Origin of the sequence: Nocardia sp. MH4, from assembly GCF_019266065.1 — a bacterium.
In the GTDB taxonomy this organism is placed as follows: Bacteria; Actinomycetota; Actinomycetes; order Mycobacteriales; family Mycobacteriaceae; genus Nocardia; species Nocardia canadensis.
This window is the reverse complement of record NZ_LPNR01000023.1, coordinates 1-11,319: the sequence shown is the minus strand read 5'-3', so window position 1 is coordinate 11,319 and position 11,319 is coordinate 1. Positions and strand designations below refer to the sequence as shown.

Here is an 11,319-nt window from a genome sequence, read left to right as displayed (position 1 = left end):
GGCCGACCTCGCCGACGCGCTGGTCCTCGGCACGGCGGTCGATCCTCGCCTGCGCCGCACCGCGATCGCGGTGCCGCTGGTCTGGGGCCTGCTCGGTGCCGGAACCACGGCACTGGCGTGGCCGCGGCGACCCGCCGCCGCACGGCCGTGACACGCGGGCGGAGCGGCATCGGTCAGAATGGAACGATGTCCGCCGGTTCCGCCCCTGTCTCCGACGCGGCCGGGTACACCGTGCGCGCCGTCGCGGATCGTCTCGGCATCCCGACGGCCACCCTGCGTAGCTGGAATCGCCGCTACGCCATCGGGCCCGCGCAGGACCGTCCCGGTCGGCATCGGCTCTACACCGAAGCCGACATCGGCCTGCTCGAACGCATGCTGACGCTGATCCGCGACGGTGCCAGTCCGGCGGGCGCGGCGGCGGCCGCCCGCGGGCCCGCGGTGCGGGCGGGCAACCGCGTCGACCTGCTCGACGCCGCGTTTGCGCTCGACTCCGCGACCTCGGTCGACCTCGTCGAGGCGCACGTGCGCGCCTACGGCGTCGTCCGCACCTGGGACGAGCTGTGCAGGCCCGCCTTCGCCGACATCGTGGCACGTCAGGGTGTCGGGGAAAACTGCATCGATGTCGAGCATCTGCTGTCGTGGTCGATCGCGGCGGTGATGCAGCGGGTGCAGACCGCGCCCGCGGTCGCCGATCGGACCGTCGTGCTTGCCTGTACCGGCGGTGAGACCCATTCGCTCCCACTGGAAGTGCTGCGCGCGGCACTGGCCGAGCAGGGAGTGGGCGCCCGGATGCTCGGCGCGGACGTGCCGACCGTCGCGCTGGTCGGCGCGCTGGCCCGGCCCTCGGGGCCGACCTCGCTGCTGCTGTGGTCGCAGCGGGAATCGAGCGCGCTGACCTCGGCCGTGCTGGCCGGCCTCGACGCGGGCGCACGGGTCTTCGTCGGCGGGCCCGGCTGGGACGCGGCGCTGCTGCCGCCCGCGGTCGCGCGGATCGCCTCCCTCGCGAGTGCGGTCGAGGCGTTGCGCTGACGACTGGCCGTCCGTCACCAAACGATGCATAATTGATTCACTTCGGGTGGATCGTCCATCCGCTGGCCGGGGGACGACCGGAGGAATCGCAATGAACGCATCGAACGGGCAGCGCCGAGTCGCGGTGATCGGCGGTGGTGTCGCCGGGCTGACCGCGGCCTGGGTGCTCGCGCGCTCGGCCGAGGTCACGCTCTACGAGGCACAGGACCGTCTCGGCGGGCACGCCGACACCCACCGTGTGGTCGCGGGCAATGGGCAGACCATCGGCGTGGACACCGGGTTCATCGTGCACAACGACCGCACCTACCCGACACTGCAGCGGCTGTTCGGCGAGCTCGATATCGCCACCGGCGAGACCGACATGAGCATGTCGGTGCGCTGCGACGGCTGCGGGCTCGAGTACGCGGGCGCGCGCGGGTTGCCCGGCCTGTTCCCGCGCCCCGGACACCTGGTGCGAGGGCGGTATCTGCGACTGCTCGCCGAAGTGCCGCGGTTCCACCGCCTGGCCCGCGCCGAACTCGCCGCGGACCCGACGGCGGAACGCACGGTGGCCGAATTCCTGGCCGACGCCGGATTCTCCGCCTACTTCCGCACCCACTTCCTGGCACCGCTCATCTCGGCGGTCTGGTCCTGCGATCCCCGCACCGCGCTGCGTTATCCGGCCCGCTACCTGTTCACCTTTCTCGAACACCACGGCATGCTGACGGTGTTCGGCTCACCCACCTGGCGCACGGTCACCGGGGGATCGGCGACTTACGTCGCGGCGGTCGCCGAACGCCTGCACCGAGTACAGGTCGCGACCCCGGTCCGGGCGCTGCACCGGCATCCCGACGGAATCACCGTCCGCACTGCCGACGACGGCGTCGACGACTTCGACGCCGCGGTGATCGCGACCCATCCGCATGAGGCGCTGGCCCTGCTCGCCGAGCCGAGCGCCGCCGAACGCGACCTCCTCTCGGCGATGCCCTACTCGGTGAATCACACTGTCCTGCACACCGATTCCCGCCTGCTGCCGCGCGCCACCGGTGCTCGCGCGTCCTGGAACTACCGCCTGCCCGCCTGCGCCGCCGAACCCGACCGCGTCCTGGTTACCTACGACCTGACCCGGCTCCAGCGTCTCGACGACACCGGCGACCGACGATTCCTGGTCACCCTGGGCGACGGCGACCGGATCGATCCCGGCGCGGTGCTGGACACGATGACCTACGAACACCCGCTCTACACCCCGGAATCGGTGGCCGCCCGCGCCCGCGCCGGGGAACTCGGGTGCGCGCGCACGGCGTTCGCGGGCGCCTACCACGGGTGGGGCTTCCACGAGGACGGCGCGCTGTCGGGACTGCGCGCCGCCGAGCGACTGGGCGGACGCTGGACGGGACCGCTGCCCGGCCTGGTGGCGGTGTCGTGACCGCTCGGCTGATCCGCACCGACATCCGGCACACCCGGTTGGCGCCGATCCGGCACGCCTTCCGCTATCGCGGGCACAGCTGGCTGGTCGATCTGGACCGGCTGCCCCGGTTCCCCTGGTGGCTGCGGCCGTTCGTCGGCTTCGACGCGGGCGACCACCTGGGCGAACGCGGCGGCTCGCTGCGGGCCGCTATCGACGGGTACCTGGCGACCCAGGGCATCGACCTGCGGGGCGGCCGGGTGCTGATGCTGGCCGGCGCGCGTGCCTTCGGCTACGTCTTCGATCCGCTGACGCTGTACTGGTGCCGTGACCGTGACGGCACGCCGGTGTGTGTGATCGCCGAGGTCCGCAACACCTACGGTGGCGCGCATCGCTACCTGCTGCGGCCCGACGGCGACGGTCGCGCGCGGGTCGGCAAGGAGTTCTACGTCTCGCCGTTCAACCCGGTGGCGGGTGAGTACCGGCTGCGGGTGCCCGAGCCGGATGCCACGCTGCGGGTGTCGATCACGCTGGTGACCGACCGGCCGATCTTCGTCGCCACCATGGCGGGCCGATGCGTGCCCGCCACCACCGGCGCGATCGTGCGCGCCGTGCTGACCGACCCGATTCCGCCACTGCTCGTGGCCGCGCGTATCCGGTGGCAGGGCGTGCTGCTCTGGGCCAGGGGCCTGCCGGTCGTGCCGCGTCCGGTGGCCGTGCCCGAGGAGGCGCTCCGATGACAACCGTGGACACCACCGCGAATCCCGCTGTGCCGGAGCGAGATCGGTGGCCGGACCTGGCCGTGCCGCGCGGCCTGCGCGCGGGGGTGTCGGCGATGGCCGTCGACGTGCTGGTCCGCCGCCTGACCCGTCGCTTGCCGCTGGCGGTGCGCTACCCCGACGGCACCGTCGCTGGCTCGCCCGCCGGGGTGCCGTGCCTGGTCCTGCACCGGCCCGGCGACTTCGCCGCCCGGGTCGGCGCCGCCGGACTCATCGGCTTCGGTGAGTCGTACATGGCCGGTGACTGGGACGCGCCCGATCTCGTCGGCGTGCTGACCGTGCTCGCCGCCCACATCGACGAGCTGGTGCCGCGTCCGCTGGCACGGTTGCGCCGTCTCTACGTCGCCGGACATCCGGCCGCCGAACGCAATTCCGAGGACAACACGCGCGGCAACATCGCCCGGCACTACGACCTGTCCAACGACTTCTTCGGGCTGTTCCTCGACGAGACCATGACCTATTCGGCCGCGTTGTTCACCGATCCGGCCGACGATCTCGCCACCGCCCAGCGCGCCAAGATCGACCGGCTGCTCGACCGCGCGGGCGTGCGATCGGGCACCCGGCTGCTCGAAATCGGCACCGGCTGGGGCGAGCTCGCCGTCCGGGCTGCCGCGCGTGGCGCGCGGGTGCACACCGTGACGCTGTCGTCCGAGCAGCAGGCGGCGGCCCTGGCGCGGGTGGCGGCGGCGGGACTGGCGGAGCGCGTGCGGGTGGACCTGCTCGACTACCGCCGGGTGCGCGGCACCTACGACGCCGTCGTCTCGGTGGAGATGATCGAGGCGGTCGGCTACGAATACCTGGACACCTATTTCGCGACCATCGGCCGGGTGCTCGCGCCGGGTGGGCGGGCCGCGATCCAGGCCATCACCATGCCGCACGAGCGCATGCTGGCCACCCGGCACACCTATACCTGGATCCAGAAGTACATCTTCCCCGGCGGGTTCCTGCCCTCGGTGCGGGCGATCGAGGAATCCGTCGCGCGTGGCTCGGACCTGCGCGTGCGCGAGGAGTTCTCGATGGGTCCGCAGTACGCGCGCACCCTGCGTGCCTGGCGGGAACGGTTCGAGGACGCGCGGGCGCAGATCGGCGCGCTCGGGTTCGACGAGACGTTCGTGCGGATGTGGCGGCTGTATCTGGCGTACTCGGAGGCGGGTTTCCGGTCCGGGTACCTCGATGTGGGGCAGTTCGTTCTCGCGCGGGAGTGAGTCCGGCTCAGCGGCCGAGCAAGTGGCGCAGGGTCTGTTCGAGGTCGGGAGCGCGGAAGGTGTGGCCCGCCTCGGACAACCGCGCCGGGGACACCCGCTGGCTCGCCTCGGCCAGTTCCCGCGCGCCCTGCTCGCCCAGCAGCAGCGCCGGGCCGAACGAGGGCACCGGCAGCAGGGCGGGCCGGTGCAGGACGTGGGCCAATACCTCGGTGTACTCGCTGTTGCGGACCGGATTCGGGGCGACCGCGTTGACCGGGCCGGTGAGGGAATCGTCCCAGAGCGCACGATGATAGACATCGAGCAGGTCGTCCAGGCCGATCCAGGACAGCCACTGGGTGCCGTCGCCGATCCGGCCGCCGAGGCCCGCCGCGAACAGCGGTCGCAGCAAGCGCAGGGTGCCGCCGGTGGGTGACTGGACGATGCCGGTGCGGACCTGGACCACCCGGCCGCCGCCGGCCTCGGCCGGTGCGGTCGCCGCCTCCCAGCCGGTCACCACCTCGGCGAGGAAGCCGTCGCCGGGATCGGCGGTCTCGGTGAGGACCTCCTCGCCCCGGTCGTAGCCGTAGTAGCCGATGGCGGAGGCGCAGACGAACGTGCCGACGCCGCTGCGGGCCGCGGCCTCGGCCAGCGCCCTGGTCGGGCCGATCCGGCTGTCGGCGATGGCGCGGCGGTGTTCGTCGGTGAATCGGCCCGCGATGGGCGCGCCCGCCAGATGAACCACCGCGTCGACGCCGTCGAGCAGGTCGGGCGCGGGATCGGCGGGGTCCCACCGGCGTTCGGTGCGATCGGACGGGGCGTGGCGCACCAGCCGGACGACATCGTGACCGCCGGTGGTCAGGAACGCGCACAGCGCGGTGCCGACCATGCCGGAGGCGCCGCTGACCGCGATGGTGCGGGCGGTGAAGCCGCGCTCGGCGGCGCGCCGGTGGGCGGCGAGGTCGTCGGTGAGCTGGCGGTAGCGGTAGTCGAACATCGGGCGCAGCAGGCGGGCGGGCAGTGGGGTGTCGACGTGGTCGGCGACGCGGGTGTGCTCGTCGTCGACGGCGGTGAAGTCGTGGGTGTGCCGCCACGGCAGCAGGCGGCCGACCGGGGCGGAGGCGAGCCCCTCGGTCGCGACGGCGTCGGCGAAACGGCGGGGCGGGTCGTAGGCGTCCGGATCGTGCCGCGCGACCCAGCGCAGGCCGCCCGGCAGGCCGAGGACGGCGGCGCCGCGGGCCAGATCGTCGGCTTCGCTGAGCAGCCGGACCGGTTGCCAGGGCGGCGCCAGGCGGGTGAACGCACCGGGCCTGGCGAACCAGGCGAAGACCTCGTCGCGAGGTGCGGAGACAACTGTCGAACAGTCGATGCCCATAGTTCGACTGTAACCCGTCCGCCCGACGGTGTGAATCATTTGTGCATCGTTTATCGCGGTACTCTGGAGGGGTGACCGCTAATGACGTGAGTAACGATGCGAACTTCGAGCCATCGCGCGTCGATGCGCTCCTCGACCGAACTGTGTTGCCCGGATACAGCCGCCTGGGCATCGCCCTGCGCCGGCGTTGCTGGCCGGATGACGATCCCCCCGCCGACGCGATGCGGGGGCGTCGGGTGGTGATCACCGGCGCCAACAGTGGGATCGGATTGGCCGTCGCCGACGGCCTGGCCGAGCTGGGCGCCGCGATCGTGCTCGCGGTCCGGAATCCGCAGCGGGGCGCGGACGCGGCGGACGGCCTGCGCGAACGGCATCCCGACGCCACGGTGACGGTGGTCGAATGCGATGTCGCCGAACCCGATTCGGTCCGGCGCTGTGCCGCCGCGCTCGGCGACACGCCGATCGATGCCCTCGTGCACAACGCGGGGGTGCTGTCACCGGAACGCCGTGAGACCAGCACCGGCCACGAGCTCACCTTCGCCACCCATGTGCTGGGTCCGTTGCTGCTGACCGAGCTGGTGCGCCCGTTGCTGGCCGCGGCACGCGGGGCCAGAGTCGTGCTCATGTCCTCGGGCGGGATGTATGCCCAGCCCCTGACGGTCGAGGATCCGGAATACCGGCACGGCGACTACCGCGGCGCCGCCGCGTACGCGCGCACGAAACGGATGCAGGTCGCGCTGACGCCGCTGCTGGCCGTCGAGCTGGCCGAGGAGCGGATCGGCGTGCACGTGGTGCACCCCGGGTGGGTCGACACCCCCGGTATCGCCGACGCGCTGCCCCGGTTCCGCCGGATGACCCGGCCCTTGCTGCGGACCCCGGCCGAAGGCGCCGACACCGCGGTCTGGCTCGCCGCCACCCGGAACACGCTGCCGTCGGGCCAGTTCTGGCACGATCGCCGGATCCGCCCGCTGCACCTGCGGCCGGGCACCCGCTACTCCGATGCCGACGCCGTCGCGCTCTGGCGGGAGTGCCGCGCGCTGATCGGGGCTCCCGGCGCGAGCTGATCGCACCGACGGTGAAGGGCGGCGGCTCCGCCGGAGCCACCGCCCTTCGGGGTGACGACGATCAGCCGAAATGGCAGACGTAGTGCAGGGTTTCGACGACCTCGATGTCGAAGGCGCTGTTGCCGGGGACCGAGAACGATTCGCCGCCGCGGAAGACCTTCGGCTCGGTCTCGCCGGGGAGGGTCACCTTCGCCTCGCCCTCGATGAGCTCCATGATCTCCGGGGCGCCGGTGGTGAAGGTCAGGGTGGCGGGCAGGATCACGCCCACGGACTTCGAGGTGCCGTCGGGCAGCTCGATGTTGTGGCTGACGCACTTGCCGTCGAAATAGACGTTGGCCTTCTTCACGACGGAGACGTTCTCGAACTTCGACATGGGTCCTTCCGGGGGTGAGGGGACCCTTAGTCTACTGAGGGGCCAGAGCTCACCGAGCTCTGGCCCGACGTGGTCAGCTGCCGTAGCGAGCCAGCACCGAGCTGGCTTCCTGGGAGGCGGTGCCTTCCTGGGCCAGGTGGGTCATCGCCTCGGGGATCTCGCGGCCGTGATGGGCCATGGCCTGGGCGTAGAGGCGCCCGGCGCGGTAGGAGGACCGGACCAGCGGACCCGCCATGACACCGGCGAAGCCGAGTTCCTCGGCGACCTTGGAGTGCTCGACGAACTCCTCCGGCTTGACCCAGCGGTCGACCGGGTGGTGGCGCGGGGAGGGGCGCAGGTACTGGGTGATGGTCAGGATGTCGCAGCCCGCCTCGTGCAGGTCACGCATCGCGGCGGTGACCTCCTCGGGAGTCTCGCCCATGCCGAGGATGAGGTTGGACTTGGTGACCAGGCCGGCCTCGCGGGCAGCGGTGATGACGGCCAGCGAGCGCTCGTAGCGGAAGGCGGGGCGGATGCGCTTGAAGATGCGCGGCACCGTCTCCAGATTGTGCGCGAGCACCTCGGGGCGGGTCGAGAAGACCTCGGCGAGCTGGTCGGGGTCGGCGTTGAAGTCGGGGATGAGCAGCTCGACGCCGGTGCCGGGGTTGAGCGCCTTGATGGCGCGCACGGTCTCGGCGTAGAGCCAGGCGCCGCCGTCGTCGAGGTCGTCGCGCGCGACGCCGGTGATGGTGGAGTAGCGCAGGCCCATGGCCTGGACGCTCTCGGCCACGCGACGGGGCTCGTCGCGGTCGAGGGCGGCGGGCTTGCCGGTGTCGATCTGGCAGAAGTCGCACCGGCGGGTGCACTGCTCACCACCGATGAGGAAGGTGGCCTCGCGGTCCTCCCAGCATTCGAAGATGTTGGGGCAGCCCGCTTCCTCACAGACCGTGTGCAGGCCCTCGCGTTTCACCAGGCCCTTGAGCTCGGTGTACTCCGGGCCCATGGTGGCGCGGGTGCGAATCCACTTGGGTTTGCGCTCGATCGGGGTCTCCGCGTTGCGCGCTTCGATGCGCAGCAGCTTGCGTCCGGCGGGGGCAGAGGCGTCTACGGAGGTCACTGGACCGACTCTACGCTCGGGGCGACGACGTTCGCGGCGGTGGTGGTGCGATCAATGTCATGCGGCCGAACGGGAATGTCGCCGTCGAGCGCGGCAACGATCGCGGCCGCGACGAGCGGCTTGATCTCGGCGACGGTGACCTCGCGGCCGAGTTCGCGGGTCAGTGTGGTGACGCCGGCGTCCTTGATGCCACAGGGCACGATCGCCTGGAAGCCGTCGAGGGCGGAGTTGCAGTTCAGGGAGATGCCGTGCAGGGCGACGCCGCGCTGCACACGCACCCCGATCGCGGCGATCTTGCGTTCGGCGAGCCACTCGGTGGCGGGCAGCCATACGCCCGAACGACCCTCGACGCGGCCGCACTCGATCCCGAGGCCGGAGACCACCTGGATCAGGGCCTCCTCCAGGCGGCGCACGTACTGCACGACGTCGACGGGCTCGGCCAGGCGGATGATCGGGTAGCCCACGAGCTGGCCCGGACCATGCCAGGTGATCTTGCCGCCGCGGTCGACCTGCACCACCGGGCTGCCGTCGATCGGCAGGTCCTCGGTCTCGGTGCGGCGGCCCGCGGTGTAGACCGACGGATGCTCGAGCAGCAGCAGCTTGTCGGCACCTTCGCCTGCGGCGCGCTCGTCGGCGATCTGCCGTTGCAACTCCCAGGCGGCGTTGTATTCGATGAGTCCGAGATCCTCGACCACGATCGGGGTCGTATCGAATCGAGCGGACGCGGTGGGGCGCGTGTCGTTCACCGTCCTGACGTTACGCCCACCGGCCACCGGAGGTGAAGACCGGTCGGGACGTGCGGGTCGGCCGGTCAGACGTCGAGCGCGAAGGTGCGCTGCATCAGCGTCAGATCCATCCAGCGGCCGAACTTGTGGCCGACTTCGGGCAGCTCACCGACGGTGCGGAAGCCGAAGCGCTCGTGCAGGGCGATGGAACCGGTGTTGCTCGATTCGATGGCGGCGATCATGGCGTGCACGCGGCCGGAATCGGTGGCGCGGGCGATGAGTTCGGTGAGCAGCGCGGTGGCGACGCCGCGACGCTGGAAGCGCTCGTCGACGTAGACGGAGTTCTCGACGGAGAAGCGGTAGCCGGTCTTCGGCCGCCACTGGCCGTAGGAGGCGTAACCGGCGACCTCGCCGTCGATCTCGGCGATCAGGATCGGCATGCCCGCGGCGGTGCGATCGGCGAACCAGGACAGGCGATTGTCGAGGTCGACCTCGTCGGTGTCCCAGATCGCGGTCGAGGACGCGATATTGGTGTTGTGGATCGCCAGGACGGCGGGGAGGTCGGCCTTGTCGGCGTCGCGGATGAACATCAGTGATCTCCGGGGCGACCGACGGCCGCGGCCAGCGCGGCGCCGATCGTGGGGTGCTGGAAGGTGTAGCCCGCCTGCTCCAGCGCGGCGGGGATGGCGCGTGGGCCGCGCAGGATGGCCTCGTCGGCCAGCTCGCCGACCAGCGCGCGCAGGGCGAGACCGGGCACGAGGAACGGGGTCGGCCGGTGCAGGGCCCGGCCGAGGGCGCGGTTGAACTCCGCGTTGGTGACCGGCGCCGGGCCCGCGGCGTTGATCGGGCCCGCGACCTCGGGGTGGGTGAGCGCGAAGGCGATCGCGCCGACCTCGTCGTCGAGGGAGACCCACGGGGTGTACTGGCGACCGCTGCCCAGGCGCCCGCCCAGGCCCAGCCAGTACAGCGGTTGCAGCATGCTGAGCATGCCGCCGTTGCGGGCCAGGACCACGGCGCTGCGGACCAGGACGGTGCGCACGCCCGCCGAGCTCGCGGGCTTGGTCGCGGCTTCCCAGTCGCGGCACAGGGTCGCGAGGAAACCGGTTCCGGCGGGGGAGGTCTCGTCGACCACCGCGTCGCCGGTGTCGCCGCCGTAGTAGTGCACGCCGCTGGCGTTGACCAGCGTCGGCACTCCGGCGGCGGCGACCGCGGTGGCCAGGACGTCGGTGGGGGTGATCCGGGTGTCACGCAGCGTCTGCTTGTAACCACCGTTCCAGCGGCGCGCGCCGATGCTCGCGCCGCACAGATTCACCACCGCGTCGGCCCCGCGCAACGCCCGCTCGTCGAGCTGGGCGCGCGCGGGATCCCACGCGAATTCGTCCGGTGCCGCGGGAGCGCGGCGCACCAATCGCGACACCTCGTGCCCGTCGCGGCGCAGAGCCGCGACGAGCGCTGTCCCGATCAGCCCGGACGAACCGGCGATCACCACCTTCATACGTCGGCCGAATTCCTCGACTACAGACCGAGATCGGCCTCGAACGCCGCCTCTTCCAACCGGTGCTTGATGGTGGTGAGGAAGCGGCCCGCGTCGGCGCCGTCGATGAGCCGGTGATCGTAGGTCAGCGGCAGGTACACCATCGAGCGCACGCCGATGGACTCGCTACCGGCCTCGTCGGTCACCACCACCGGGCGCTTGACGATCGCGCCGGTGCCGAGCATGGCCGCCTGCGGCGGGACCAGGATCGGGGTGTCGAACAGCGCGCCCTCGGAGCCGATGTTGGTGATGGTGAAGGTGCCGCCGGACAGCTCGTCCGGCTTCAGGCCACCGGTGCGGGCGCGGTTGGCGATGTCGGCGATCGCGCGGGCCAGCCCGGCCAGCGACAGGTCGCTGGCGTTGTGGATGACCGGCGAGAGCAGACCCTGCTCGGTGTCGACCGCGATACCCAGGTGCACCGACGCGTGGTAGGTGATCTCCTTGGTGTCCTCGTTGTAGGAGGCGTTCACGTTCGGGTGCACACCGAGCGCCTCGACCACGGCCTTCGCGAAGAACGGCAGGTACGTCAGGTTGACGCCCTCGCGCGACTTGAACGAGGCCTTGGCGAGCTGACGCAGATGCGCGATCTTGGTGACGTCGGCCTCGTGGACCTGGGTGAGCTGCGCGGTGGTCTGCAGCGATTCGCGCGTCTTGGTGGCGGTGATCTGCCGGATGCGGCTGGCCTTCTGCGTGGTGCCGACCAGACCGGCCAGCTTCGGCGCGGCGGCCTGCTTGGCCGGGGCGGCGGGCGCGGCGGCGGCGGCCGGAGCCGCGGCGGG

Annotated in this window: 12 protein-coding genes; 5 read left to right on the top strand and 7 right to left on the bottom strand. The window is 71.7% G+C overall.

Annotated elements, in window-relative coordinates; translation table 11 throughout:
• Window positions 1–186 precede the first annotated feature (186 nt).
• The 4 genes from ATM97_RS00625 (at window position 187) to ATM97_RS00610 (ending at window position 4,397) form a co-directional block, all read left to right on the top strand.
• Window positions 187–1,029, top strand: coding sequence for a MerR family transcriptional regulator (locus ATM97_RS00625; protein ID WP_218715939.1), 843 nt, complete (start codon window positions 187–189; stop codon window positions 1,027–1,029).
• Window positions 1,030–1,120: 91 nt separating this feature from the next.
• Window positions 1,121–2,434, top strand: coding sequence for an NAD(P)/FAD-dependent oxidoreductase (locus ATM97_RS00620; protein WP_218715938.1), 1,314 nt, complete (start codon window positions 1,121–1,123; stop codon window positions 2,432–2,434).
• Window positions 2,431–3,153: a DUF1365 domain-containing protein gene (locus ATM97_RS00615; protein ID WP_218715937.1), complete on the top strand. Its 723-nt coding sequence runs from the start codon at window positions 2,431–2,433 to the stop codon at window positions 3,151–3,153. Before ATM97_RS00620 ends, ATM97_RS00615 begins: the two co-directional genes overlap by 4 nt.
• Window positions 3,150–4,397: a cyclopropane-fatty-acyl-phospholipid synthase family protein gene (locus ATM97_RS00610; protein WP_218715936.1), complete on the top strand. Its 1,248-nt coding sequence runs from the start codon at window positions 3,150–3,152 to the stop codon at window positions 4,395–4,397. Before ATM97_RS00615 ends, ATM97_RS00610 begins: the two co-directional genes overlap by 4 nt.
• Before the next feature lie 7 nt (window positions 4,398–4,404).
• Here ATM97_RS00610 and ATM97_RS00605 read toward each other — a convergent pair whose 3' ends face one another.
• On the bottom strand, window positions 4,405–5,748 hold the full coding sequence (locus ATM97_RS00605; protein WP_218715935.1) for a TIGR01777 family oxidoreductase: 1,344 nt from the start codon (window positions 5,746–5,748) through the stop codon (window positions 4,405–4,407).
• A 71-nt stretch (window positions 5,749–5,819) separates the two neighbouring features.
• On the opposite strand from ATM97_RS00605, the gene ATM97_RS00600 reads away from it, so the two are divergent.
• Window positions 5,820–6,812: an SDR family NAD(P)-dependent oxidoreductase gene (locus ATM97_RS00600; RefSeq protein WP_218715934.1), complete on the top strand. Its 993-nt coding sequence runs from the start codon at window positions 5,820–5,822 to the stop codon at window positions 6,810–6,812.
• 61 nt (window positions 6,813–6,873) lie between these two features.
• Here ATM97_RS00600 and ATM97_RS00595 read toward each other — a convergent pair whose 3' ends face one another.
• The 6 genes from ATM97_RS00595 to sucB form a co-directional block, all read right to left on the bottom strand.
• The gene (locus tag ATM97_RS00595; protein WP_218715933.1) at window positions 6,874–7,185 is read right to left on the bottom strand and encodes a pyrimidine/purine nucleoside phosphorylase; all 312 of its coding nucleotides are present in this window, start codon (window positions 7,183–7,185) and stop codon (window positions 6,874–6,876) included.
• 73 nt (window positions 7,186–7,258) lie between these two features.
• The gene (gene lipA / locus ATM97_RS00590) at window positions 7,259–8,281 is read right to left on the bottom strand and encodes a lipoyl synthase (protein WP_218715932.1); all 1,023 of its coding nucleotides are present in this window, start codon (window positions 8,279–8,281) and stop codon (window positions 7,259–7,261) included.
• Window positions 8,278–9,027, bottom strand: coding sequence for a lipoyl(octanoyl) transferase LipB (lipB, locus tag ATM97_RS00585; RefSeq protein WP_218715931.1), 750 nt, complete (start codon window positions 9,025–9,027; stop codon window positions 8,278–8,280). The genes lipA and lipB overlap by 4 nt, the downstream gene beginning before the upstream one ends.
• Window positions 9,028–9,092: 65 nt before the next feature.
• Window positions 9,093–9,596 carry a GNAT family N-acetyltransferase gene (locus ATM97_RS00580; protein ID WP_218715930.1) on the bottom strand — a complete coding sequence of 168 codons (504 nt, stop codon included), beginning with the start codon at window positions 9,594–9,596 and terminating at the stop codon, window positions 9,093–9,095.
• Window positions 9,596–10,501 carry a TIGR01777 family oxidoreductase gene (locus ATM97_RS00575; protein WP_218715929.1) on the bottom strand — a complete coding sequence of 302 codons (906 nt, stop codon included), beginning with the start codon at window positions 10,499–10,501 and terminating at the stop codon, window positions 9,596–9,598. Before ATM97_RS00575 ends, ATM97_RS00580 begins: the two co-directional genes overlap by 1 nt.
• Before the next feature lie 20 nt (window positions 10,502–10,521).
• Window positions 10,522–11,319 (bottom strand): 2-oxoglutarate dehydrogenase, E2 component, dihydrolipoamide succinyltransferase (gene sucB, locus ATM97_RS00570; protein WP_218715928.1); only part of this gene is annotated, 798 nt, incomplete at its 5' end.